The 24,201-nt window shown below is 59.1% G+C and carries 19 protein-coding genes and 1 pseudogene; 10 read left to right on the forward strand and 10 right to left on the reverse strand.

Features of this window, described 5'->3' with window-relative positions; translation table 11 throughout:
- Window positions 1–7 precede the first annotated feature (7 nt).
- From ACLH1I_RS11515 to opgC, 4 genes are read right to left on the reverse strand one after another with little or no spacing between them, the layout of a single operon-like run.
- A complete protein-coding gene (locus ACLH1I_RS11515; RefSeq protein ID WP_017898773.1) occupies window positions 8–346 on the reverse strand; it encodes an STAS domain-containing protein in 339 nt (112 codons plus the stop codon).
- Window positions 336–1,550 carry a PP2C family protein-serine/threonine phosphatase gene (locus ACLH1I_RS11520; protein ID WP_065697062.1) on the reverse strand — a complete coding sequence of 405 codons (1,215 nt, stop codon included), beginning with the start codon at window positions 1,548–1,550 and terminating at the stop codon, window positions 336–338. The genes ACLH1I_RS11515 and ACLH1I_RS11520 overlap by 11 nt, the downstream gene beginning before the upstream one ends.
- A gap of 8 nt (window positions 1,551–1,558) precedes the next feature.
- The gene (locus tag ACLH1I_RS11525) at window positions 1,559–2,458 is read right to left on the reverse strand and encodes a hypothetical protein (protein WP_004203934.1); all 900 of its coding nucleotides are present in this window, start codon (window positions 2,456–2,458) and stop codon (window positions 1,559–1,561) included.
- Window positions 2,459–2,468: 10 nt separating this feature from the next.
- On the reverse strand, window positions 2,469–3,686 hold the full coding sequence (opgC, locus tag ACLH1I_RS11530) for an OpgC domain-containing protein (protein ID WP_198079774.1): 1,218 nt from the start codon (window positions 3,684–3,686) through the stop codon (window positions 2,469–2,471).
- Window positions 3,687–3,962: 276 nt separating this feature from the next.
- On the opposite strand from opgC, the gene ACLH1I_RS11535 reads away from it, so the two are divergent.
- From ACLH1I_RS11535 to ACLH1I_RS11565, 7 genes are read left to right on the forward strand one after another with little or no spacing between them, the layout of a single operon-like run.
- Window positions 3,963–5,780 (forward strand): glycosyltransferase, encoded by a 1,818-nt coding sequence (locus tag ACLH1I_RS11535; RefSeq protein ID WP_154982120.1) that lies wholly within the window; start codon window positions 3,963–3,965, stop codon window positions 5,778–5,780.
- Window positions 5,777–7,108, forward strand: a complete 1,332-nt coding sequence (locus ACLH1I_RS11540; protein WP_062913859.1) for a DUF3131 domain-containing protein — start codon at window positions 5,777–5,779, stop codon at window positions 7,106–7,108. The genes ACLH1I_RS11535 and ACLH1I_RS11540 overlap by 4 nt, the downstream gene beginning before the upstream one ends.
- Complete coding sequence (locus ACLH1I_RS11545; protein ID WP_004203929.1) at window positions 7,105–8,652, forward strand: DUF3131 domain-containing protein; 1,548 nt, start codon at window positions 7,105–7,107, stop codon at window positions 8,650–8,652. Before ACLH1I_RS11540 ends, ACLH1I_RS11545 begins: the two co-directional genes overlap by 4 nt.
- The gene (locus ACLH1I_RS11550; protein WP_065802412.1) at window positions 8,637–10,031 is read left to right on the forward strand and encodes a DUF3131 domain-containing protein; all 1,395 of its coding nucleotides are present in this window, start codon (window positions 8,637–8,639) and stop codon (window positions 10,029–10,031) included. The genes ACLH1I_RS11545 and ACLH1I_RS11550 overlap by 16 nt, the downstream gene beginning before the upstream one ends.
- Entirely contained in the window at window positions 10,028–10,462 is a 435-nt protein-coding gene (locus ACLH1I_RS11555; RefSeq protein ID WP_004179506.1) for a globin, read from the forward strand. The genes ACLH1I_RS11550 and ACLH1I_RS11555 overlap by 4 nt, the downstream gene beginning before the upstream one ends.
- A 2-nt stretch (window positions 10,463–10,464) precedes the next feature.
- Window positions 10,465–13,158: a response regulator gene (locus ACLH1I_RS11560; RefSeq protein WP_151628548.1), complete on the forward strand. Its 2,694-nt coding sequence runs from the start codon at window positions 10,465–10,467 to the stop codon at window positions 13,156–13,158.
- Entirely contained in the window at window positions 13,148–15,346 is a 2,199-nt protein-coding gene (locus tag ACLH1I_RS11565) for a glycoside hydrolase family 2 protein (protein ID WP_411302794.1), read from the forward strand. Before ACLH1I_RS11560 ends, ACLH1I_RS11565 begins: the two co-directional genes overlap by 11 nt.
- 24 nt (window positions 15,347–15,370) lie before the next feature.
- On the opposite strand, the gene ACLH1I_RS11570 is transcribed toward ACLH1I_RS11565, so the two are convergent.
- The 3 genes from ACLH1I_RS11570 to ACLH1I_RS11580 all read right to left on the reverse strand — a co-directional run bounded on the left by ACLH1I_RS11570 (window position 15,371) and on the right by ACLH1I_RS11580 (window position 18,723).
- On the reverse strand, window positions 15,371–16,240 hold the full coding sequence (locus tag ACLH1I_RS11570) for an aldo/keto reductase (protein WP_049116269.1): 870 nt from the start codon (window positions 16,238–16,240) through the stop codon (window positions 15,371–15,373).
- A gap of 78 nt (window positions 16,241–16,318) precedes the next feature.
- The gene (locus ACLH1I_RS11575; protein WP_043521181.1) at window positions 16,319–17,521 is read right to left on the reverse strand and encodes an MFS transporter; all 1,203 of its coding nucleotides are present in this window, start codon (window positions 17,519–17,521) and stop codon (window positions 16,319–16,321) included.
- A 68-nt stretch (window positions 17,522–17,589) separates the two neighbouring features.
- Window positions 17,590–18,723, reverse strand: coding sequence for an alpha/beta hydrolase (locus ACLH1I_RS11580; protein ID WP_043521183.1), 1,134 nt, complete (start codon window positions 18,721–18,723; stop codon window positions 17,590–17,592).
- A gap of 169 nt (window positions 18,724–18,892) precedes the next feature.
- Between ACLH1I_RS11580 and ACLH1I_RS11585 the strand changes: the two genes are divergently transcribed.
- Window positions 18,893–19,777, forward strand: a complete 885-nt coding sequence (locus ACLH1I_RS11585; RefSeq protein WP_004203922.1) for a LysR family transcriptional regulator — start codon at window positions 18,893–18,895, stop codon at window positions 19,775–19,777.
- Between the two features lie 302 nt (window positions 19,778–20,079).
- On the opposite strand, the gene ACLH1I_RS11590 is transcribed toward ACLH1I_RS11585, so the two are convergent.
- Together ACLH1I_RS11590 and ACLH1I_RS11595 are read right to left on the reverse strand one after the other, a co-directional pair.
- Window positions 20,080–21,696, reverse strand: a complete 1,617-nt coding sequence (locus ACLH1I_RS11590) for an ABC transporter substrate-binding protein (protein ID WP_148390370.1) — start codon at window positions 21,694–21,696, stop codon at window positions 20,080–20,082.
- Window positions 21,697–21,810, reverse strand: a pseudogene (locus ACLH1I_RS11595) (hypothetical protein); the annotation flags it as partial.
- Between the two features lie 72 nt (window positions 21,811–21,882).
- Between ACLH1I_RS11595 and mpaA the strand changes: the two are divergent.
- On the forward strand, window positions 21,883–22,590 hold the full coding sequence (mpaA, locus tag ACLH1I_RS11600; RefSeq protein WP_004203919.1) for a murein tripeptide amidase MpaA: 708 nt from the start codon (window positions 21,883–21,885) through the stop codon (window positions 22,588–22,590).
- A 2-nt stretch (window positions 22,591–22,592) separates the two neighbouring features.
- On the opposite strand, the gene ycjG is transcribed toward mpaA, so the two are convergent.
- Window positions 22,593–23,558, reverse strand: coding sequence for an L-Ala-D/L-Glu epimerase (ycjG, locus tag ACLH1I_RS11605; protein ID WP_043521190.1), 966 nt, complete (start codon window positions 23,556–23,558; stop codon window positions 22,593–22,595).
- Between the two features lie 102 nt (window positions 23,559–23,660).
- Between ycjG and tpx the strand changes: the two genes are divergently transcribed.
- Window positions 23,661–24,167, forward strand: a complete 507-nt coding sequence (tpx, locus tag ACLH1I_RS11610; protein ID WP_004203917.1) for a thiol peroxidase — start codon at window positions 23,661–23,663, stop codon at window positions 24,165–24,167.
- Window positions 24,168–24,201: the final 34 nt, after the last annotated feature.

Genomic DNA, 24,201 nt, shown 5'->3' on the forward strand with positions numbered 1-24,201 from the left:
GGGCGCGTCACGGATTGAACTGCGCAAGGGCTGAAGTGCGATCCTCGCAAATACGAAAAATACGATCCATCCTGGTCAGGGTAAACATATTGCGAATGCCGGGGTTCAGCGCGCACAGTGTCATTTCTCCTTTACCGTTCATCATTTTCATCAGGGAAACCAGCGTTCCCAAACCGCTGCTGTCGATAAAATCGATTTTACTGAAATCAACAATCAGATCGGTGCTATCTTCGCCTATCTCCTGGGCGATTGCCGCCTTAAAGGCTACCGCGACGGAAGCATCCAGCCGACGCACCGCCGGCGTCAGGATCGTCACCGAGTCCTGCCGTTCAGTTTCAATTTTCATCACTGTCCCCTGTACGTTCAATAATCAAGAGTGAAACATCATCGGCCATCGCCTGGGTCTCCTGCGCGTCGCCGCTGCGCCAGCGGATCAGGTGCCGGGCAAACCGCGGCAGCAGCGCGGGCAGCGGCTGCGTCACGCTGTCCTGCAGCCACGCTTGCAAACGCGCCTCGCCAAACTGTTCACCGCTCCGGTTTTCACATTCGGTGATACCGTCGCTGAACAGGCACAGCCGCTCTCCCGGCGCCAGCGAAAAACTGACATCTGCCCACGAGAGATGGTCTATCAACCCCACCGGCGCCCCGCCGCTGCCGACCGGGCGGACGGTAGCGTCCGGGCTAACGATAAAAGGCGTGGGATGCCCGGCCTGACAGAGTTTGCCCGCACCGGTCTGCAGGTCGATCACGCCATAGATCAACGTGAAATAGCTGACGATCTCTGTTTCGTCACTGCAAAAACGACCATTGAGGATCGCCACCACCTCGGCCGGCGACGCCGGCTGGTTGTCTGCCGTAAAAAGAAAGCGCTCAACGGCCCTGCCATGCAGAAACTGGCGGGCGACGGCGAGCGACATCATCGCCGCCCCCACACCGTGTCCGGAGACATCCACGCAGTAAAATCCGAGACGATCGCCCAGCGGGAAGACGTTAAAAATATCCCCCGACACCCAGGCCGAGGGCAGGAAAATCCAGTCGGCGAAAAATCCCTGATGGCGCAGCTGATGAGCCGGGAGAACCGACTGTTGAATGCGCGCCGCCAGCTCCAGATCCTGTTCAATCTGTCGCAGCGCTTCGCTCAGCCGCGCATTGCGCGCGGCGAGGTCAGCCTCGAGGGAGAGGATCCGCGCCCCGGCGTGCAGCCGCGCCCGCAGCTCGCTCTGCTCTACCGGTTTGCTGAGAAAATCATCGGCCCCGGCCTCAAACCCCTGCGTTAGATCGCCAGGATCTTCGCGGGCGGTGAGCAATATCAGATAAACGTAGTGACCAAACTGGCGGCGGCGCACTTCCCGGCACAGCGTCAGGCCATTCATCTCCGGCATTTCCCAGTCGCTTATCACCAGGCTGACAGGCTGGTTTTCGAGGATCGCCAGCGCGTCGACGCCGTTTTCCGCCTCACTGACGATATAGCCCCACTGCGTCAACATCCGACTTAGCAGCCGACGATAAACCAGCGAATCTTCAACAATCAGGACGTGCTGTGCCGACATCGCGCCTCCTAAATCGGCAAGAACCAGATAAGGCTGATCGTGCCTTCACGAAACTTGCCGCTGCCGCTGTCATGCCCCGGGTAGCGGGTACCGGCATAGTTGGCATACTGCACAGAGAACGATCCCGGCGTATAGCCCGCGTAGCCAAAACTGTAACTATAATCGCCATTCCACGGCTGCTGCTGACTACTGTCCGGATACCAGAAGGCGGTGGCGCGCACAAAAAAATGTTGTTTAAAGGTATATCCACACCCCCCAAGCAGCACATTTTTGTTTTTGCGGATATCGTTACTCTCCAGATCGTAATAACGCGGCACCCAGCTGTAGCCTGCCTGGCAGATAATGGCGTCGCCTTTGTTAATCAACAGCGCATGCTCCATGGGCTTCGGCAGCGAAAACTTATACGCCAGGGTAATCGCCCCCTGCTCAAAATAGGTGTGACGCTTGCTGCCCGAGGTCCAGAAGTGGTTATCGCCATAGTTACTGTAAACCAGGCTGAAGGTGTTGGCATGCCAGTCGTCGTAGCCAAAACTATAGCGAAAATCGGCGGTATAGCGGCTGGTGTCAGTCACCGGTAAACGGGATGTCACGTTGGCGAACCAGAAGCTGTAGGGCGAGTATTGCAGGCTGAGGTTCAGCGTCTGATTATATTTTTTCTTCTGTTCTGCGCTGTCTGAGCTGTTGGGGACGGTCATCCACTGCTCTTTTAAACCCGAACTAAAGCTCAGCGCTCCCGAAAACACCTTGTCATTCCCGGAAAAAAGCCGTCCCCAGCGGCTGGTAAACACGCCGGCCTGCACCGGTTCACCATTTTTGTCACGCAGCGGTTGTGCGTCGTTCTTCTCTGCGCCTTCCGCACCTGCGATGGCGCACCATAGCGCGCAGGCCAGCATATATTTCTCCCGCATTTGCCCTTCCTTAGTTAGGTATCCAGCGTGCGGCGACGCGGTATTTGGCCATCAGCCACAGAACGCCCAGCGCTGCGGCATGGACCAAGGTGTTCTCTATCCACGCCTGGCGCCACAGATCGAAGGTGACCAGCTGGCTTACGGCGAGCACGATGTAAACATGCAAAATAAAGATGTAGAGCGAACGCTGCCCGAGCGGGATTAAAAACCAGCCTGCCAGCCGGTTAAGGGGGCGCCAGCACCAGGTCAATAGCAGATAAATGGTGACCATCAGACTGACATCATTGAGGATCCGTACCGGACCGAGGCCGTTTTTCGCCGCCCAGGTATGGTAAAAGGCGTTAAAATCCGCCGGCGGGATTACGTGCATCAGCAGCGCGGGCGGCATAAAAGGATTGGTATGGTTCTGGGCGACAAACGCAAGGATAAGCGCGATGAACACCAGCGCCGCCACGGCGACTTTGCCGGGCGGCGTGCGGGCGAAAGAGATCAGTTCCGCTTTGTACCAGCCGCAGCACATGCCCAGCACAAAGATAAATTGCCAGGCCAGCAGGGGAAAGGCGAATTCAAATTCGCAGGGCGTGACCCGTATCGGCCAGCGTTGCCAGCAGCCGTATACCAGCAGCGAGGCGCCCAGTAATGGGTAGACGTGACCCTTTTGCAGCATTCCCAGAAACAGCGGGCTGAGCAATAACAAAAAAATATAGAGTCCGAGGATCTGCGTCTGATGCGGGCCAATCTGCAGATAGAGGATAATGTTAAACCACGTCTCTTTTATTTGCGGGGTTAGCGGATAGAGCGACCAACTGGTCCCGGAAAAGCGGTCGGTAAAATGAGTGACTTCATAGACATTAATATAAGGCAAATATCTCAGCAAAAGAAAAGAGACAATAATAATAATATTAACCTGATATATTTTCCATGCGCGAAGATAAAGCCCCCAGCTCACCGTCAGTAATACTGCCTTTTGTAATCTGACACGATTTAGCATCCCTAACATGAAGCCGGACAGGATCACAAAGCCCTCGGCACCGGTGGTCAAACCAAATCGTTCCCAGCTGAAAATATTAAATATCGACATCACTTCGGTATGCGCCACCACCATCATCACGAGAGCAATACCGCGCATAAAGTCGATACGCAGGTCGCGATCCCCGGTCAGAGAGTAACGCCAGGGCATTGATTTATGAGTTTCTTTTTGCGAAATCGCTGAAGCAACCTGGCTCATTAGGGATCCTGCCGTCTACCCTGCAACATTTATTACAAATTATTTAGATAGTGTAGAATGGGCTATCTTGCAATGCTCGTTTTATAAATTCCGCCGGCGTGTATCACACTATGTTAAGTCATCCCGGTGACTATCAGTTCGCGCTGTTGAAATTTTTGCGCCACCATCTACACTCACTTTACTGTTATTTATAAGCCCCTGTGCGTTCTGCAGAACGCCCCCAATCGATAACAGACCTGTCATTCAAACCCAGCGCGGAATCAGGATATCCTTGCTATGGATTTTTATTTTTCCCGTTTTGAACATCGCCGACCGCCTGAACCGCTCAGCACCCCGCGCTGGGTGAGAATGATTTGGCAGGTATTAGCTGTGGCCGCCCTGGTGCTTGGCGCTAATTATATTTACTGGCGCTGGACCGCCTCCTTAAACACGGACGCACTGTGGTATGCGATCCCTCTGGTGCTGGCGGAAACCCTGGCGTGGATTGGCACAGTTCTGTTCACCATTAATTTATGGCAGGAAAAAGATCCTCCGCCAGGGGTCCCCCCGACGGAGATCAACGACTGTCTGCGCGCGGATGAAGCGGTGGAGTCGAGGCCGATTAAAGTCGATCTGTTTATCGCCACCTATTCCGAAGATGTGGAGCTGGTCAGGCTGTCGATTCGTGACGCCATGCGGATGACCTATCCTGGTCCGCTCGATTATAAGGTGCATGTCCTTGACGACGGGCGTCGCCCGGAGATGAAGGCGGTCTGCGAGCAGGAGGGGGCGAACTATATCACCCGTCAGAGCAATATCGGCTATAAGGCCGGTAACCTGCGCAACGGGCTGGAACATACCGATGGCGACTTTCTGATCATCTGTGATGCCGATACCCGCGTTTTCCCGACCCTGCTGAGCCACACGCTCGGCTATTTTCGCGATCCGGACGTCGCCTGGGTGCAGACCCCACAATGGTTTTTCGATCTCCCGGAGGGGGAGGATCTGGCGCGCTGGCTGCGGCGTAAAGCAGGCGGCGCAGGCTATGGCGTGGGCTGGCTGGCGCAGAAAATCGTCGGTCCGGTGACCATTGGTCGCGATCCTTTTTTCAACGATCCGCGCATGTTTTACGACGTGATTTTACGGCGCCGCAACTGGGCTAACGCCGCGTTCTGCTGTGGCGCCGCCTCCGTTCACCGACGGGAAGCGGTGATGCAGGCGGCGCTGCGCAGCTACGTCTGGAGCGTTGATGCCGAGATCGACCGTCATACGCTGGATATTCGCGACCCGGCAACGCGGGAAGCGCTGCAGGACGCCATGCGCCCCCACGTTGCCTTCGATACTGAACTGACGCCCTATAAGTTCCACGTCTCGGAAGATATTTATACCTCCATCCTGCTGCACGGCGACGCTGCCCGCCGCTGGCGCTCGGTAATGCACCCGCGGATCGAGTCGAAAATGCTCTCTCCGCAGGATATGCTGACGTGGATGATCCAGCGCTTTAAGTACGCCGCCGGATCGCTGGATATCCTGTTCCATGACAACATCTTCAACCGACGCCGCTTTAAACTCTCGCTGCCGCAAACGCTGATGTACGCGACCACCTTCTGGTCGTATCTGGCCTGCGTGTGGAACACCGTGTTCTTGATCTCGCCTGTTATCTATCTCTTCACCGGCATTCCGCCGGTGTCGGCGTGGTCTACCCCTTTCTATCTGCACTTTTTACCCTTTTTTATTGTCTCCGAACTGGCCTTTATGTTCGGCACCTGGGGCATTTCTGCCTGGGACGGCCGGGCCTCTTACCTCTCCTTTTTCTCGATGAATCTGCGGGCGCTGGACACCGTTTTGCGCGGGGAGCAGATCAAATTTCACGTTACGCCGAAAGAGCGACAGACGGGCCGTTTTCTCTATCTCGTCAAGCCGCAAATTGCCATCGTTTTGCTCACCCTGACGGGGCTGATATGGGGCGGTATTCAGGTGGTGCGCGGCCAGGTTGACGACCCCTCCGGGTACGTCATCAACATTTTCTGGGGCGCGGTGAATATTGCCGCCATGCTGCCACTGATCTTCGCCGCCATGTGGACGCCCCCCGAAGAGCAGGAGGCGAGCCGATGAGGATCCGCGACGCCCTGCTATCCGCGCGCAGCTATCTCACTATCCTCATTGGCTTCCTGCTGGGTTTTGCGATTGTCGTGTGGGTGGAAAAACAAATGCCCGCGCGCGTCGAGAGCAGCGGCGGGATGACGTTGAGCCAGGATTTTCCGCCGCTCCCTCCCCCGCGCGAGCTGACCTTTGACGAGGCGATCTGGGCGCGGGTGGCCTGGCAGTATTATGTCAACAATACCCAGCCAAACGGCCTGGCCAACGCGCACGATGGCGAACCCTGGCTCAGCCTGTGGAGCGTCGGCAGCTATCTTTTCGCCGTGGTCGCCGCAGAGCAGCTGCATATTGTGACCGCCGCCGAAGGTGATGAGCGCATTGCCGCCGCCCTGTTTACCCTCGGTCAACTGCCCCTCAACGCCCAGGGATTGCCCGCCGCTCAGTACCATGCCGACACGCTGCAGATCCTCGGCAACCCGGACTCCTCCGCCATCGGTATGGGACGCCTGCTCACCGCCCTGCAAACCCTGCTCTGGCGCTATCCTCAGCACGCCGCCGCGGTGCGGGATCTGTTTAATCAGTGGCGGGTCGGCGCGCTCATCAGCAACAGCCCCGCCAGCCAGGCCGCGGCGCCGCTGCACCACTGGGCACTGGCGGCAGATGAACCGCGGGACAGCTTTGGCTACCGGCTGTACGCCAGCCATACGCTGCGGTTGATCGACAGCGCGGCGGGGCTGGCGGTGACCAACCCGCCGCAGGGGCAGCAGATGATCGATATCGACGGCATCATGGTGCCCGACGAGGGGCTGCGCACGCCCTGGGGTCGGCAGCCTTCACTGATCAGCCTGCCGTACCTGCTCACCGGACTTGAGCTGGGCTTTGACGCGCAGAGTGCGGAGATCGCCTGGCGCATCATGCAAATCCAGCAGCGCCGTCATAGCCTGAGGGTCAGCAAGCCGCCGATCAGCACTGACTACGCCGAGCCCGCGCCGGATTATGCCAGCGCGCTGGCGAACCGGCAGCCGCAGAGCGCCTTCGCCCCACGCAGCGCCGCCCCGGAGCAAATGGCGATCACCTCCACCCGCACCGCCTTTGCCTGGTACGCCCTGTTCCGTAATAGCTGGAGCGAGGCGCTGCGCCAGCAGGTGCAGACGCTGCAGGTCCCGGGCAAGGGCTGGCAGCGAGGGTTAAATCTCAACCGCAGCGTCAACGACGTTATTGACGGCGATACCAACGCGATCGTGCTGGAAAGCCTGGCCTACATTTCCCGGGGGCAGATGCTGTGTCTGGCCTGCCTGAGCCCTGCCCCTCTACCCTCGTCCTCAGCAGGAGCAACGCCATGAAGCTGACCTATTTTTCCCGTTTTCCCCTGCTGGCCGGACTCATGGCGCTGTGGCTCTCGCTCTCCGGCGCGCAGGCCGCGACCGGTCTGCCGGCTGCGGAATACGCCCCGCGCAGCGGGGAGCTGACGCCGAGGGAGATGACTATCGCCAGAAACGCCTGGCAATACTTCGTCGCCAACTTTCAGCCCACCACCGGGCTGGTGAATGCGGTGAACAAATACCCCTCCACCACCATGTGGGACAGCGCCTCCTATCTGGCCGCGATGACCGCAGCCCGTGAGTTGGGGATTATTGATAAGGCGGAGTTTGACCGTCGGATGCTGAAGTTTCTCGCCACGTTGAATAAGCTCGATTTATTCCGTAACGAACTACCCAACAAAGCCTATAACACGATAAGCGGACAAAAGGTTAACTACCAGAACAAGCCGGGTGAAATCGGCTTTTCGGCGCTGGATATCGGCAGAATGCTGATCTGGCTGAAGGTGATCAAGGAGCGCTATCCGGAATACAGCAACAGCATCGATAATGTGGTGCTGGGGTGGGATTTTAGCCATGTGGTCGATCCCTGCGGCACGCTGTACGGGGCGTATCTGGAAAACGGCCAGCCCAAATACGTTCAGGAAGGCCGTCTGGGATACGAGGAGTACGGCGCGGCAGGCTTTCAGCTGTGGGGATTTAACACCTGTCAGGCCAGCCGGCCGCAGCCCTACGAGCTGGCGGAGATTTACTGCGTGCTGGTCCCCTATGATTCGCGCGACCCACGGCAAACCAGCCAGCATAACTATGTGGTCAGTGAATCCTACGTGCTGTATGGCATGGAGTTTGGCTTTGATAACCCTGGTGACCGGAACAACAGCCCGCGCGAGTACTCCCATCCCTGGATGAAAAACTTCGCTGACCGGGTCTACCAGGCCCAGGAGAATCGCTACGCCATCACCGGGATCCTCACCGCCCGCTCCGAGCATCAGCTCGATAAATCCCCGTACTTTGTCTATGACACCGTGTTCAGCGACGGCTTTAACTGGAACACCATAACCGACAAGGGCCAGTTCGTACCGAATAGCGCCGCCGTGTCGCTCAAAGCGGCGATGGGGATGTGGGTGCTGTGGAACTCGCCCTATACCGATCGTCTGCTGGACGCCATTGAAAACGCGAACGAAGCGGGAAAAGGCTATTACGAGGGGTTGTATGAGAACGGCGACGGGCCAATCAATGAGTTTACCGCCAACAACAACGGCATCATGCTGGAAGCACTGCTATTTAAAAAGGAGGGAAAACTGCTGCAGTTTTCCAGCGACAATCCGAAAAACCGCGATTTCGCCCCGTCGCTGTGGGACAAGAAGCTGGTGGATCTCTTTGAACCCAATAACGGCCCGCGCAATCGCCCGTTCCTGAGCAACACCCCCGCCGTCAAAACATGGTGCGAGCAGACCGGGACCACCCAGCGCACCAAACCCGCCTGCCAGGCCTGCCAGTGTGCCGCCTGCAAGGCTGACGAGCCCGTTAAACTTCCGCCGGTGACCGCGCAATGCTTAAAACCATAGCCCGCTGGCTGGCCATCGCCGTCGTCCTTTTTCTTATCGCCCTGGCGCTGTTTTATCGCGAAGGCGCGGGGTGGCGCTGGCTGACCAAAGGCGGCTGGCACACCACTGCCCGCATCAGCAGCCTGACGCCGCAGGAGCGCACGTGGGCGCAGATCGCCTGGCGGTACGTCGAGAACAATACCCAGCCGCAAACCGGCCTGGTCAACGGCAGCGACAAACAGCCCCGCGCAACGCTATGGCAGATGGGCGACACCCTTATCGCCCTGCTCGCCGCCAGAGAGCTGGGGTTGGTAAAGGAAGCGGAATTCGACGCCCGCCTGACGCCCCTGCTCGGCACCCTCAATCGCCTGACGCTGACCGACGGCGGTTCGCCGGGCAGGCTATACTCCACTCAGACCGCGACCCCTGTCGACTTCAGCGGCAAACCGGCGGCCAGCGGCTGGTCAGCAAAAGATATGGCCCGACTGATGCTCGCCCTGCGGCTCACCGCCGAACGCGCACCGCAGTATGGTGAATACATTGATAAAATTGTCCTGCGCTGGAACTTCTGTCCGGTTATCGATAAAGACGGGGAGCTGTGGTCCGCCTCACTGCAGAACGGTCAGCGGACGATCCGCGAGGAGCTCCGGCTGGGAGACAGTGAATACGCCGCCAGCGCGTTTCGCCTGTGGGGATTTCCGGCCGGCAAGGCCCTCTCCCCCCCGACGCGCCATGTGATTATTTATCAGCGCCGCCTCGCCGTTGACGACCGCGACCCGCGAACCACCTGGCAACCCGTGGTGCTCTCTACACTGCCCGCCATGCTGCCTGGACTGGAGTTCGGCTGGCAGCCGCCCGGCGTGCCGGAGATGGCGCAAAAAGCCATGCGCGAGCGGGCGGAAGGGATATGGCTCAGCCAGAAAACGCGCTGGACGCAGGATAAGGTGCTTACCGCCCGGGCCGATTTTTCGCTTACCCAGGCGCCCTGGCACGTGGAAGACACCGTCTGGGGGAATGGCTACGCCTGGAATACGCTCGGGGACGACGGGAAGTACTACCCCCGGCTGGCGCAGGTGACCACCAAAGCGGTCTTTGTCCTGTGGACGCTGTGGGAAACCGAGTATACCGATGCGCTGATGGCGGTCACTACCCATCTTAACGACCCGCAGCGCGGCTGGTTTGAAGGACGGGTCGAGGCCACCGGCGACGTCAACGCCACCCTCACCCTCTCCACCAACGCCATGGTGCTGGAGGCGCTGTTTTACAAACACAACGCCGGGCCGTTGTTCAAAAACGGCCTCGCGGATGACAACAGCTACTTTGCCCACCGCGCGACGGACGAATTTAACCCGCCCCGCCGCTGCCTGCCGGGCGAACGGGTCATGAGGAGCGCACCATGAAGTTTTATCGCGATCTCTTTGAAGCCAGCCTGAATCGCGTCGTACCAGAGCACGACAAACAGCGCTTCTTCCAGGCCTTCTACAGCACCTTTATCCATATGTCACCGGAAACCGAGCAACACTTCTCCCAACGCTCCGGTGAGGAAGGCCAGCAGATGATCTTTAAGAGCTTTTTCGCCATGCTGGCGGTCAACGGCGACCTATTTGTACCCGATTTTCTGGAACGGCTGGCGCGAGCGCAGAGCGAGGAAGGCCTGCGTCTACCGCCGCGGTTTTTTGCCCTCTGGCGGGAAGCGATGCTCAAAACCGTCCGCGCCTGCGATCCGCTGTGCGATGAGGAGATCCTCACCGCATGGGCAATGGCCATCGCCCCTGGGCTCGAGTATCTGCGCCGCCAGGCGGAGCTCCACTATCAAACTGTTGGCCAGTAATCATGCATGCCGCTAACCATAACGACCTTAACCTCCTGCCCTCGGCGGTGATGATCTACGATGAGCGCGAACGACTGCAGGCCTGGAATGATAAGGTGGCGCTGTTTTATCCAACGATCGCGCCCTGGCTCGCCGTCGGCGCCTCTCTTGAGAGCCTGGCGGAGAAGTTTATCGATGCCGGATATAACATCGACCCAGGCCGGCAACAGACGCTGCGCGAGGCGATTATCCGCAACTGCCGCCAGACGAACCACTGCGAGGTCCGCCAGTCGGGCAACCGCCGGATTTACGTTCAGCATCAGCGGCTGGCGGATGGCGGGATTGTCAGCCTGCATACCGACATCACCGAGCTTGACGAGGCCCGGCGTTCGCGTCATCAACTGCATGATGACTTTTTATTCACCGCGGAGTCGATCCAGATCGGCATCTGGGACTGGCAGGTCTCCGGCGACAGCCTGCAGGTGAATGACACCCTGCTGGCGATGGTCGGCCAGTCGCGGGCGCAGTGGCGCTTTCCGCTGCGCTTTATGCTCAACCTGGTCCACGAGGACGATCGCGCCACTCTGCAGCAGGCGATGATCGCCTCGCAAAACGAGCACATGCCGGTTTTTGAATGTGAGCTTCGCGTCCAGCACCCGACGCAGGGCTGGCGCTGGATGCTGCTCTCGGGGCAGATCGTCACCCTCAACATGCAGCAGCAGGCAGAGCGGGTGATCGGCACCTTGCAGGATATTACCCGGCGTAAAGCCGCAGAGCTGCTGGCCATTGAGGCGGCGAAGGAGGCCCGCGAGGCGAACGAAGCGAAAAGCGCTTTCCTCGCCAATATGAGCCACGAAATCCGCACCCCGATGAACGGCATTCTCGGCATGACGCAGCTCTGCCTCGACACGCCGCTGACCGCGGAGCAGCGAGAGTACCTTTCGCTGGTGATGAGCTCAGCCCAGTCGCTGCTGCACATTATCAATGACATTCTTGATTTTTCACGCATTGAGTCGGGCAAGATGCAGGTGGACGTAGAGCCGCTGGAGATCCGCCCTTTTGTTCAGTCGCTGATCCGCCCGCATATGCCTGCCGCCAGCGAAAAGGGCATTGAGCTGCTGGTGGATATCTCCCCTGCGGTGCCTGAGGTGCTGATCGTCGATGGCCCCCGGCTGCGGCAAATCCTGACCAACCTGCTGGGTAATGCCCTGAAGTTCACTCATCAGGGGGAGGTCCTGCTGGCGATAGCGCCGGCCGAGGACGACAACCGCTGGCGCTTTCGCATTCGCGATACCGGCATCGGCATTGCCCCGGAGAAGCAAAAGGCGATCTTCGAGGCCTTCAGCCAGGCCGATAGCTCCACCACCCGTCGCTACGGCGGCACCGGACTGGGGTTAACCATTTCGGCCCGCCTGGTCAGCCTGATGGGCGGTGAGCTGACGGTGGAGAGCCAGCCTGGGGCAGGCAGCGAATTTGCCTTCACCCTGCCGCTGGAAGGCCTGAACGCCGCAGCCTCCGGTAGCGCCCCGCTGAGCCGCTTCAACCACCAGCGGGTGCTGGTGGTTGACGACAACAGCACCAACCTGCGCCTGCTTGACGCCATGCTTCGCCAGATGGGACTGATGCCAACCTGCGTGAACAACGCTGGCGAGGCGCTACGCCGGGCCGCCGAAGGCCCGCCATGGCCGCTGATCCTGCTGGACGCGCAGATGCCGGATATGGACGGCGTATCCCTGGCGCTGGAGCTCTCCGCTTTGCCTGAAGCCCGGCAAAGCCAGATTATTATGCTCAGCTCCATGAGCCGTCATTTTGACGCCAATATGCTTAAGCGCATCGGCATTGCCCACTATCTGCATAAACCGGTGGCGCAGCGCGAACTGCATCAGGTTATCGCCGGCATACTGGTGCCCACGCCGGTGGTGACGACAACGCCTGCCCCCGTTGCGCAACCGGTCAGGGACCAGACCGGGCTAAATATCCTGCTCGCCGAGGACAACCTGGTAAACCAGAAGGTCGCCAGACGGCTGCTGGAGCAGTTGGGTCACCGCTGCGAGGTAGTGAACAACGGTCGGGAAGCGCTGGAGCGCTGGCGCGCAGCCTGCTGGGATCTTCTGCTGATCGATCTGCAAATGCCGGAGATGGACGGTGAAACCGCCATCCGCCTGCTGCGGGAAGAGACCCAGGCGCTGGGCAGGCAACATCAGCCCGCGATTGCCATGACCGCCCACGCTATGCAGGGCGATAGAGAACGCTGTCTGGCGATGGGTTTTGACGGCTATATCGCTAAGCCGGTGAGCCAGGAGGCGCTACGGGAAGCCATCGCCCGCGTCGGCGCGGCGGAAGATAGCGCGCCGGAGGAAGAGGAAGGCCTGCCGGACGAAGCCCGCCTTCTGAAACAGTGCGCCGACGATCCTGAGCTTGTCGAGGAGTTGCTGGGACTCTTCGCTGCAGGACTTAATGCTGCGGCCGCCGCCCTCAACCACGCCATTGACGCCAATGACCGGGAGACATGGCGCCGCGCCGCCCACAAACTGCGCGGCGAGGCGGCCACCCTTGGTTTTCAACGCCTTGCCAGTGTGCTCCAGCGGCTGGAGAGCCAGGCGGCCTCGCCAGACCAAAGCGTGCCGGGCGACCTGCGCGACGCGCTGACCGAGGCGATCGCGGGCTGCCACCTGTGGCTGCGCCGCAGAACGCAGGAGGTTCCCCATGATCGCTAGACGTCTTCTGCTGCTGGTCATTTGCCTGCCGCTGGCGCACGCCGGTTCTGCGCCGGTGACCTGGTCACTGGCCGGACAATGGCGGGTGCATGACGCCAACGACAGCGCCTTCGCCGGCGCGCAGGCTTCGGACGGCGACTGGCGCACGCTGCGGGTACCGGCAAACTGGTACAGCGCCGGATACGATCATCAGGGCGCCCTGTGGTATCGCCATCAATTTACCCTGCATGGCCTGACGCCGGACGCCATGGCTACGCTGGTGTTTGACGGCGTCGATTACTTTGCCGAGGTGGCGCTCAACGGCAAGACGCTGACCCGGCACGAAGGCTATTTTCAGCGCTTCCCGGTGGACATCACCGGGGCCGTTCGCCGCCATAATCAGCTCGCCGTGCGGGTCGACAGCCCCTATGAAGACCCGCAAAAGATCTGGCCGCTGCACAAGACGCTGATGAAAGGGATCCTCAATCAGCACGATACCCGTCCGGGCGGCGCCTGGTCGGTTCAGGGGCAGGATGCCAACTCCGGGGGGATCTGGGCGCCGGTGAAGCTCCATCTGAGCCGCGGCGTCACTATCGACGAGGTGATCCTGCGCCCGGACTGGCGACAGGGGCTGGAGAAGCCCATGCTGCGTGCCGAAATCCGCTATCGGGCCGTGACGCCCGGCCCCGTCACGCTGCGCCTGACGGCCACCCCGGACAATTTTTCTGGCCCGCCTTTTCAGCAGGCCTTTGCGGTCACCCTGGAGAATACCGCAGGCACTCTGCGCGTCTCGCTGCCCATGCCCTCGGCAAAGCTCTGGTGGCCGGTGGGCACAGGTAAACCGAACCTGTACCGCGTGCGCGCCACCCTCGTGGATAAGCGGGGGATCATGGATACCGCCGTCACCCGCACCGGATTACGTAAGGTGGAAGCGCTGGCGGATAATCAGGGCTGGCGCATCAATGACAGACGGCTGTTCATCAAGGGCAGCAACTATATTGGCTCGCCGTGGCTGAGCACCATGACGCGGAAAAAGTATCTCCGGGATTTCAGACTGGTCACGGCGATGAACGCCAACGCCATCCGCGTTCATGGCCACGTGGCGGGCCGCGCGCTGTATGAGGTGGCCGATGAGATGGGACTCATGATTTGGCAGGATGTCCCGCTGCAGTGGGGTTATGATGATAGCGCCGCCTTCGCCGATAACGCCGTGCGCCAGACCCGGGCGATGATGGACCAGTTCGGCAATTCGCCGGCGATTATTGTCTGGGGCGGTCACAACGAGCCACCGTGGAACTCGCCGTGGATGGAGAAACGCTTCCCCGACTGGCGTAAAACCTTAAACCAGACCCTGACGCAGCGGGTGGGCGATGCGCTGGCGGAAGACACCTCCCGCATCGTGCATCGCTTTTCCGCTGTCGAAGAGCACTACTGGGCAGGGTGGTATTTCGGCACTCTGCGCGACCTGCTCGCCCCGGCGAAAACCGGGATTATTACCGAGTTTGGCGCCCAGGCGCTGCCCCGCCTCTCCACCCTGAAGACCATTATCCCGGCCCGTCTGCTGTGGCCGAAAACCACCGCCGCCGACGATCCCGGCTGGGTGCGATGGAAGTACCATAATTTTCAGCCTTTCCAGACCTTTAAATTCGCCGGGATTCCGCGAGGCAACAATATTCAGGAGATGATTGAAAACACCCAGGCGTATCAGGCCAGGCTGGTAGCCCTGGCGGCGGAGAGCTATCGTCGCCAGCGTTATCAGCCGGTGACCGCCCTGTTCCAGTTTATGTTTGTCGAGACATGGCCCTCCATCAACTGGGGGGTGGTGGATTATCTGCGCCAGCCAAAGGCGGGTTACTATGCCCTGCAGCGCGCCTATCAGCCGATCCTGCCGTCCATCGAGCCGGTGACCGCCAGCTGGCGTCAGGGTAGCCCGGCGACGATGCGCCTGCGGGCGATTAACGATACCTGGACAGCCTGCGAGGATTGTCGCCTGACCTGGCAGGTCAGGCAAAATGGTCGGATACTGACTCAGGGGGAAACCACGCGGACCCTGCCGCCCGACGCCGGCCAGATGGTCAGGGAGCTGACCGTCACCCCCGCCGGCCAGCAGCCCGTGACGATCGTCTACCGCATCGACAACCGTCGCGGCAAACGCATGGGGGCTAACCAGCATAGCGAACCCGTCGCCCCGGCTCAGGCAGCGAAATGAAGGAGGCTTCCCGCTGAGCCGCGATCAGTCGTGGATTTTCACCCCCAGACAACCGCGAACGAATTCAGGGTTAAAGTGCTTTACCGCTTCGCCGACATAGCCTAAATCCAGAGCGCTGATTTGCGCCATTTCGCGCGCGGTGAGCGAGAAATCCCAGATGGCAAAGTTCTCTTCAATACGCTCCTGGCGGGTGGATTTTGGAATGACCGTGACGCCACGCTGCACGTTCCAGCGCAGGATAACCTGCGCAATGGTTTTATGATGGGCATCGGCAATCTCCTGCAGCGTTGCCTCTTCATACGGGTTATGTCTGCCGCCGCCTAACGGCGCCCAGGCTTCCGGCTGAACGTGATAGTGCTTCATGGTTTCCAGCGCCGCGGGCTGGGCGAAATAAGGATGCAGTTCGACCTGGTTCACCATCGGCTTAATTCTGACGGTTTCGCAGAAGTTCGCTAACACATGGGCGTAGAAATTGGACACGCCAATCGCTTTCAGGATACCGGCCTCATAAGCCTCCTCCAGCGCGCGCCAGGCGCTGAAATAATCGCCCATCGCCTGATGCAACAGATAAAGATCGAAGTATTCCAGCCCGGATTTTTTTAAGGACGCGGCGATACCGGCTTTCGCCATCCGGGCGTTGGCCATGTCCTGAACCCACAGTTTGGAGGTGATAAATAGCGCCTCGCGGGTACACAGACCTTCGGCGATGGCTTCGCGAACGGCCTCCCCCACCGCATCTTCATTATCGTAGACGGCAGCGGTATCGATAAGGCGATAGCCGGTACGAATAGCGTTCAGCACCGCCCGCTTACACTCTGCTTTATCGGTCACCTTAAAAACGCCAAAACCCAGCATCGGCATTTTACGGTTGTTACTTAATACACAATATTCCACGGTGCAGTCTCAGTTTGTTAAAAATTTCATGATAGACCAGAAACATCGCCGCGATTACCCCGTCATTTGTGATTTGACTTATGCATCCAGCTCATTAATCGCAGTGCGCTGATATCTCCTGTGTTTGACAGAAAGCAGGAAGCTCCCCCCTGCCGCGCCCAAAAGTAACAGACCGCTCAGAGCAAAAGTGCTGCGCCATCCCAGACTATCAAACACCAGGCCTCCTGCCGTTGACCCGAGGGCAATCGATAGTTGGATCACGGCGACCATCAGACCACCGCCCGCCTCCGCATCCTCGGGCAGTGTCCGCGCAATCCATGTCCACCAGCCGGTGGGCGCTGCCGTCGCCAGCAGGCCCCACAGGCTTAACAGTACGGCGACTGAACCTGTGTGGTGCCCGGCCAGCAGAAGCGTTCCGGCAATCGCGGCCATTAACAAAGGGATAGCCACCAGTGTCGGATAAAACCGGGCGTTCAGAACGGTCGTAATAAGCAGCGTGCCGACAAAACCGGCGGCGCCAATCGCCAGTAATATCAGGGAGAGGCCAGAAGGCTTGACTCGAGTCACTATCTCCAGAAACGGTCGCACATAGGTAAATAAGGTAAACTGCCCCATAAAGAACAGCCCGCAGGCCAACAATCCAAGGGATACCGTCGAGCGACGGAACAGACGCAGCACGGTTCCCTGCCGCTCTGGTGCGCGCTGACTTTTCATCGATGGCAGGCTAACGCATTGCCAGATGAAGGCTACCATCGCCAGCGGGACGAGACATAAAAAGGCGCCGCGCCAGCCGACGGTGGCCCCCAGGTAGCTGCCCAGCGGGGCCGCGACGACCGTGGCCAATGCGTTACCACCGTTAAAAATGGCCAGCGCGCGGGGAACCTGGCGTTGCGGCACCAGCCGAATGGCCGTTGCTGCCGACAATGACCAGAATCCGCCAATGACGATCCCGATGAGCGCCCTGCCCAGCATATAAACCGGAAAACTGGACGCCTGGGCAATCATCAATCCTGAGGCCGCCATCAGCGCCGTGAGCCCCAGCAGCAGCCATTTACGGTCCAGCGACCCGGTAAGACGGGAAATCGTCAGGCTGGTCAGTACCGCCAGCGCGCCGGAAAGCGCGATCCCCTGGCCTGCTAATCCCTCGGTAATGTGTAAATCACCCGCGATGGGTGTCAACAGACTGACCGGCATAAACTCTGAGGCAATGAGCACAAATACGCAGAGCGTCATCGCCAGGACGCCGCTCCAGTATGCGCGGGTGTTATGTAATCCAGACATTATTTATCTCCGACAAAACAAAGCCGCCAGCAGGCGGCTTTGGGGATGTCTCCGGCACAGGAGAGCGATTACAGGTTGGTTTCGAAAAACTGCGCGAACGTAGCAAAGGGAATTTTGCCCGCGGCGTTGTCATAGAGGTCGACATGGTTTGCCCCAGGGACAATCACCAGCGCTTTCTCTTTGCTGCCGATCGCCTTGAAAGCATCTTCGGCAAAATAGCGTGAATGGGCTTGTTCGCCGGTCACAATAAGCGTCGGAATAGTCACTTCGCTGGCGTAACTCAGCAGCGGCATATTCATAAACGACAGCGGCATCGTCGCATTCCATGCCCCGGTTGAATTAACCGAACGCGCATGGAAACCTCGCGGCATACGGTAATAATCGAAGAACTCTTTCAGCACCGGGTTGGGGTTGGCGGGCAAGGTTTCCGGCAAAATACGAGCGGCAGCGCTGACGTTGCCTTTATCATCAACATATATGTCATGCCCACCTGGGGCGAAAGTGCCGTTTGCCGCATCCTTCCAGCGCTGCGCGTTCAAGTACTGCAGTACCGCTCGGCGGTCGGCTGTCGTGTAGCGGTCTTTGCCATCGCCTACCCCATGACCCATCGCGCGGCTCATGTCATACATGACGCTGGTCGCCACCGCTTTGACGCGTGTATCCATCGCCGCGTCGTTTAGGGCCATACCACCCCAGCCGCAAATGCCGAGCAAACCGATACGGTTGCGATCCACCTCTTTTTGCAGGCCCAGAAAGTCCACCGCGGCACTGAAATCCTCGGTATTGATATCCGGTGAGGCCACGTTGCGTGGGTAGCCACCGCTTTCGCCCGTATAGGATGGGTCAAACGCCAGGGTGACAAACCCCTGTTCGGCCAGCGTCTGGGCATACAGGCCGCTGGACTGCTCTTTTACCGCGCCGAAGGGACCGCTCACAGCAATAGCTGCCAGTTTGCGTTCACCGCGATCCTTCGGCAGGTAGAGATCTCCAACTAAGGTAATCCCGTAGCGGTTCTGAAAGGTCACCTTACGGTGATCCACTTTTGCGCTCTCCGGGAATGTTTTATCCCATTGTTCAATCAATGAAACAGGTGCGTTCGGGTTAGTTGTATCAGCATAACTCATCGTTGTGGCTCCACTTAATAAGGCGCAAAGCAGCATGGCGGGTATCGTGGCTGTCATTTTTTTGCTGAAAACCGTCATTAAATCCCCCTAAATAAACGTGTGAAAACCAGTCTCCAGAGGACAACGCTGCTGGGCTTTGTTGTCATGCGCTTATTGTAGCTAGCAATAAAAGTGCTTATTAGAGGCTAAAAAATGCTAAGATTAATACCATTTAGTTCTAAATAGCGCGATTGTTACGAGGCGGAAGATGGCGAAACGGGAAAACTATAATGACCTCTACCTGTTTATGCAGGTGGTGCGGGAAGGCAGTTTTACCGCCGCAGCGCAACGACTGGGTCTGGCGCAGTCCGGGATCAGCCGTGCGGTTCGCGAACTCGAAGAGCGGCTGGGCGTTCAGCTTCTGGTGCGCACCACCCGCCGGTTGTCGCTCACTCAGGCGGGTGAGCAGCTCTATCACAATGTCGAATCCGGTTTCGACGCCTTAGATATGGGACTCGCCACGCTGGCCCATTATCGGCAAACACCGTCCGGTACGGTTCGCATCAATGCCAGCCAGCACGCTATTGATAAAGTTCTGCTGCCTAAGCTGGCGATATTTAAACAACGCTATCCCGATATCCGCCTGGAACTGATCACCGAAAGCCGGTTCGTCGATATTATTGCGGAGCGTTTCGATGCGGGCGTGCGTCTGGGCCCGGAAGTGGGGAGTGGCATGATTGCGGTACGTATTTCGCCCGATATGGAGATGGCGGTTGTCGGAACCCCGGAGCATTTTCGTCGCTACGGCTTTCCGCAAACCCCTGCCGATTTAACCGGTCATCCCTGCATCGCCTATCAGTTCGGCGACGGCAGCCTGTACGCCTGGGAACTTAACGTGGAAGGCAAAAAAATTACCCACCCGCCTCAGGGACAGTGGGCTTTCGCCGACAGCTATATGGAGGCCAAAGCGGCGCGGCTGGGGCTGGGACTGGCTTATGTCCCGGAGGAGCTGGTCACAGATGATCTGCAACGCGGTACGCTTATCCGGGTGCTCCAGCGCTATAGCCAGCGTCTGGAAGGTTCATTTCTCTATTACCCGCACCGAAATGTGTCGCCCGCGCTGAGAGCGGTCATTGATACATTGCGAATGTAGTAGAGGTCGCCTTCAGGCTTACAGAAAACTGGTATTTTCACTTAAGTCGATCTTCGGTGCGACCAGTTACTGAATATATAATATGAAAAGGACAGCCTTTTTATATATTTCGAACATGAAAAATTATTTAGTTCTGGTTTTTAATTATATGAAGACGATATTAATTTTTAAGATCTGGCAAAGCTTAAAGCACCAAATTCTCAATTGGCTGATTTACTTATTAATAAATAACTGGCGCCGCAATCCGCGCCAGCTCTGGGTTCAGCAATGGCTACCTGCCCTGAGCAGGAGGCCAGTACGCATCAGTGTTTAACGATATACATGGTACGGCTGTAGGCCACATCTTCCGGGTTGGTGATCGGGTAGCCTTTCAGCCACGGCTTAATCAGCCGACCGTTGGTGTACTGGTAGATCGGCGCAATTGGCGCTTTGGTCATAATGATCTTCTCCGCCGCGTTGTAATCGTCGTTACGCGCTTTGGCTGAATTTTCCACCGCCGCCTGCGCGAGGATTTTATCGTATGCCGGATCGTTAAAGCGGGAGATATTTCCGCTGTGGGTGGAAGTCAGCAGCGACAGGAAGGTGGACGGCTCGTTGTAATCCCCTACCCACGAGGCGCGGATCACATCGAAATTGCCGGTGTTGCGGCTGTCGATATAGGTTTTCCACTCCTGATTCTGCAGCTTCACTTCCACGCCGAGGTTCTTCTTCCACATCGACGCCACCGCGATGGCAATCTTCTGGTGGTTCTCAGAGGTGTTATACAGCAGCGTCAGCTTCAGCGGGCGATTCGGGCCATAGCCGGCGGCAGCCAACAGGGCTTTCGCCTGAGCGTTAAGCTCGGCCTGACTCATGCTCTCAAACTGCGACGGCTGCGGCGTGAAGCCCGCCGTTACGTCCGGGGTAAAGCGCCAGGCCGGTTTTTCCCCGGTCCCCAGCACCTTCTCCGCCATCACCCGGCGATCGATGGTCATACTCAGCGCCAGTCGCACCCGCTCGTCCGCCGTCGGCCCTTTTTGGGTATTAAAGGCGTAATAGTAGGTGCCCAGCTGCGGCGGGGTATACACCTGCCCCGGAATATCCTTCAGCAGCTTCTGGTACATATTTTTCGGGAAAGATTCGGTGATATCGATATCGCCGGCCAGATAGCGTTTGGTGGCGGCGGACTCCTGGTTGATCGGCACAAAGGTGACCTGCTGGATCACCGTTTTGGCGTTATCCCAGTAGTGGGTGTTCGGCACCAGCACCAGCTTTTCATTCACGACGCGATCTTTCAGAACATAGGCGCCGTTGCCCACCAGGCTGCCGGGCCGCGTCCAGTTCGCGCCGCTGTCGACATTGGCTTTTTGCACCGGATAGAAGGCAAAGCTGGCGGTCAGGTTGCTGAACCATGGCAGCGGCTTATCCAGCTGCACCCGCAGGGTGTGGGCGTCGACGGCGGTGACCCCCAGGGTTTCCGGCGCGGCTTTGCCGTCGATGATGTTCTGCGCGTTGGCGATCCCCGCCAGCGCCGCGAACCAGGCGAACGGCGAAGTGGTTTTCGGATCCACCAGACGCCGCCAGCTATAGACGAAATCCTCGGCGGTGACCGGCGTACCGTCGGACCAGCGGGCGTTATCGCGCAGGGTAAAGGTCCAGACGCGGTTATCATTGCTCTGCCAGCGGGTCGCCACCCCCGGCACCAGGTTGCCTTTCGCATCCTGATTGACTAAACCTTCAAACAGATCGCGGATCACCTGGATTTCCGGCAGGCCCACCGCTTTGGCGGGATCTAACGAGGCGGGTTCATCTTTGATATGGCGCACCAACTGCTGTTTTTCCGCCAGTACCGTGCCCGGCGGTACGTCCGCCGCCCAGGCCAGAGAAGATACGCTGGCTAACCACAGCGCGCCGCATGTCAAAGCGACAGGATACTTCATAAGATCCCCTTTAAAATGAGAAAAAACACCGCCAACAGAGCGATAATTATTTGTTTCATCACCTGAAATTGCAAACGACATATGATAGAAAATTGATGTGCCGTCGGATTTCACGCCTCCGGGAATGGGTTTGATTCCAACACGCTTTTCGCCAACACTGAATAATAACGACACACAGGAAGCCCTATGTCTATTTCACGTCCTCGCCCGCAGCGCGGCGACTTTCCGCCGGGAACCCGGCAGTACGGCAGCTCGGAACTGGGCGCGCCGCTGCTGTGGTTTCCTGCGCCGATGGCCGACAGCCGCAGCGGCCTGATTATTGCCGGCACCCACGGCGATGAGAATTCGTCGATTGTGACCCTCTCCTGCGCCCTGCGCACCCTGAAGGCGGAGCTGCGCCGCCACCACGTGGTCCTGACGGTCAATCCTGACGGCTGTCAGCTCGGGCTACGCGCTAACGCCCGCGGCGTGGACCTCAACCGTAACTTTCCGGCCGCTAACTGGAGACAAGGGGAAACGGTGTACCGCTGGAACAGCGCGGCGGCGGAACGAGACGTGGTGCTGTTGACCGGCGAGCAGCCTGGTTCGGAGCGGGAGACCCAGGCCCTGTGTCAGTTGATCCATCAGATCCATCCGGCGTGGGTGGTCTCCTTTCACGATCCGCTGGCCTGCATCGAAGACCCGGGACACAGCCCGCTGGGACACTGGCTGGCGGACGCCTTCTCACTGCCGCTGGTGGGCAGCGTGGGCTACGACACCCCAGGTTCCTTTGGCAGCTGGTGCGCCGATATCGGGCTCCCCTGCATCACCGCCGAGTTTCCGCCGGTCTCCGCCGACGAGGCAACGGAGCGTTACCTGCCGGCGATGACCGACCTGCTGCGCTGGCAGGCTTAAACTTAAAGATGAAGCACGCCGGTGCTGAACCGCAGCGCCGGCTCAACGTCCACCGCCAGCCATGTCGGGCCGTCGAGGTCGGCGAAGCGCGCCAGCGGCGCCAGGGGGAGCGCGGCGGCGATCCCGCGCGAGGTGCAGAGCATACAGCCCAGCATCCGTTCAAAGCCCTGCCGTTCCGCCTCCCCGGCCAGGGCCAGCGCTTCGGTCAGGCCGCCGGTTTTGTCCAGTTTGATATTGATCATCTCATAGCGCCCGCGCAGCCTCGGCAGGCTCTCCCGGGTATGGCAGCTCTCGTCGGCGCAAATCGGTAACGGATGAACGAAGTTTTCCAGCGCCGCATCGGCGTCGGCGGGGAGCGGCTGCTCAAGCATCGCCACGCCGAGGTCCGCCAGCAGCTGGCAGCGCGCCGCCAGCCCCTCGCTGTGCCAGGATTCATTGGCATCGACAATCAACGTGGCCTGCGGCGCCGCCTGGCGAATAGCGATTAACCGCTCGCTGATAAGCCGGTCGTCGAGCTTCACCTTCAACAGTTGAGCACCCTTCTGCCACAGCGCCGCGGCGCTGGCCGCCATCTGATCCGCCGTGCCAATGACCACCGTCTGGGCGGTGATCACCCGCTCGGGCAACGTCACTCCCAGCAGTTGGGGCAAGGTTTTGCCTTCGCGCCGCGCCTGCAGATCCCACAGGGCGCAGTCAATGGCATTGCGCGCGGCGCCTGCGGGCAGCAGCCGCTGCAGCTGTTCGCGGGTAAGTCCCGCCTCCAGCTGCTCGCCGATAGCCATCACCTGGGCCATGACCGACGCGATGCTTTCGCCATAGCGTGGATAAGGCGTGCATTCGCCCACGCCTTTCACACCGTCCTCTTCCAGTTCCACCACCACCACTTTTGCTTCGCTGCGGCTGCCGCGGGCGATCACAAAGGGGGTGTGGAGCGGCCAGGCTTCCTCATACACTCGCACGTTACGCATTCCCTTGTCCTCTCTGGTCAATGTTAAATAGGGTTTGCCGTGTAGCTGGCGGATGTCATACACTACTCGCGACGTTAACTATATGTAAACAGGAAGATAACCATGTCACAAACCGTGCATTTCCAGGGCAACCCCGTTTCTGTTCAGGGCACCATTCCGCAGGCAGGCGCTAAAGCGCAGCCGTTTACGCTGGTCGCCAAAGATCTCTCTGACGTCGCGCTGAGCCAGTACGCCGGCAAACGTAAAGTACTGAATATTTTCCCGAGCATTGATACCGGCGTGTGCGCCGCATCAGTGCGTAAATTCAACCAGCTGGCCGCTGAACTGGACAACACCGTGGTGCTGTGCATTTCCGCTGACCTGCCGTTCGCCCAGTCTCGCTTCTGCGGCGCCGAAGGCCTGAGCAACGTGGTGACCCTTTCCACGCTGCGCGGCGCATCGTTCCTCGCTGACTACGGCGTCGCTATCTCTGCCGGTCCGCTGGCTGGCCTGGCCGCTCGCGCCGTGGTCGTTATCGATGAAAACGATCAGGTCGTCTACAGCCAGCTGGTGAACGAAATCACCGAAGAGCCAGACTACGACGCCGCGCTGGCCGCCCTGAAAGCCTGATAACAGACTGCCCTGGCGCAGCGCGCCTGCGGAC

Origin of the sequence: Klebsiella sp. 1SOBk10mer, assembly GCF_046602535.1 — a bacterium.
In the GTDB taxonomy this organism is placed as follows: Bacteria; Pseudomonadota; Gammaproteobacteria; order Enterobacterales; family Enterobacteriaceae; genus Klebsiella; species Klebsiella quasipneumoniae.

Excerpts from the sequence above, each read along its gene's own strand:
- ACLH1I_RS11535 (WP_154982120.1), top strand. The coding sequence starts at position 3,963 with ATGGATTTTTATTTTTCCCGTTTTGAACATCGCCGACCGCCTGAACCG.
- tpx (WP_004203917.1), top strand. The coding sequence starts at position 23,661 with ATGTCACAAACCGTGCATTTCCAGGGCAACCCCGTTTCTGTTCAGGGC.
- ACLH1I_RS11560 (WP_151628548.1), top strand. The coding sequence starts at position 10,465 with ATGCATGCCGCTAACCATAACGACCTTAACCTCCTGCCCTCGGCGGTG.
- ACLH1I_RS11585 (WP_004203922.1), top strand. The coding sequence starts at position 18,893 with ATGGCGAAACGGGAAAACTATAATGACCTCTACCTGTTTATGCAGGTG.
- ycjG (WP_043521190.1), bottom strand. The coding sequence starts at position 23,558 with ATGCGTAACGTGCGAGTGTATGAGGAAGCCTGGCCGCTCCACACCCCC.
- ACLH1I_RS11565 (WP_411302794.1), top strand. The coding sequence starts at position 13,148 with ATGATCGCTAGACGTCTTCTGCTGCTGGTCATTTGCCTGCCGCTGGCG.
- ACLH1I_RS11555 (WP_004179506.1), top strand. The coding sequence starts at position 10,028 with ATGAAGTTTTATCGCGATCTCTTTGAAGCCAGCCTGAATCGCGTCGTA.
- ACLH1I_RS11515 (WP_017898773.1), bottom strand. The coding sequence starts at position 346 with ATGAAAATTGAAACTGAACGGCAGGACTCGGTGACGATCCTGACGCCG.
- opgC (WP_198079774.1), bottom strand. The coding sequence starts at position 3,686 with ATGAGCCAGGTTGCTTCAGCGATTTCGCAAAAAGAAACTCATAAATCA.
- ACLH1I_RS11590 (WP_148390370.1), bottom strand. The coding sequence starts at position 21,696 with ATGAAGTATCCTGTCGCTTTGACATGCGGCGCGCTGTGGTTAGCCAGC.
- ACLH1I_RS11540 (WP_062913859.1), top strand. The coding sequence starts at position 5,777 with ATGAGGATCCGCGACGCCCTGCTATCCGCGCGCAGCTATCTCACTATC.
- mpaA (WP_004203919.1), top strand. The coding sequence starts at position 21,883 with ATGTCTATTTCACGTCCTCGCCCGCAGCGCGGCGACTTTCCGCCGGGA.
- ACLH1I_RS11580 (WP_043521183.1), bottom strand. The coding sequence starts at position 18,723 with ATGACGGTTTTCAGCAAAAAAATGACAGCCACGATACCCGCCATGCTG.
- ACLH1I_RS11525 (WP_004203934.1), bottom strand. The coding sequence starts at position 2,458 with ATGCGGGAGAAATATATGCTGGCCTGCGCGCTATGGTGCGCCATCGCA.
- ACLH1I_RS11520 (WP_065697062.1), bottom strand. The coding sequence starts at position 1,550 with ATGTCGGCACAGCACGTCCTGATTGTTGAAGATTCGCTGGTTTATCGT.
- ACLH1I_RS11550 (WP_065802412.1), top strand. The coding sequence starts at position 8,637 with ATGCTTAAAACCATAGCCCGCTGGCTGGCCATCGCCGTCGTCCTTTTT.
- ACLH1I_RS11545 (WP_004203929.1), top strand. The coding sequence starts at position 7,105 with ATGAAGCTGACCTATTTTTCCCGTTTTCCCCTGCTGGCCGGACTCATG.
- ACLH1I_RS11575 (WP_043521181.1), bottom strand. The coding sequence starts at position 17,521 with ATGTCTGGATTACATAACACCCGCGCATACTGGAGCGGCGTCCTGGCG.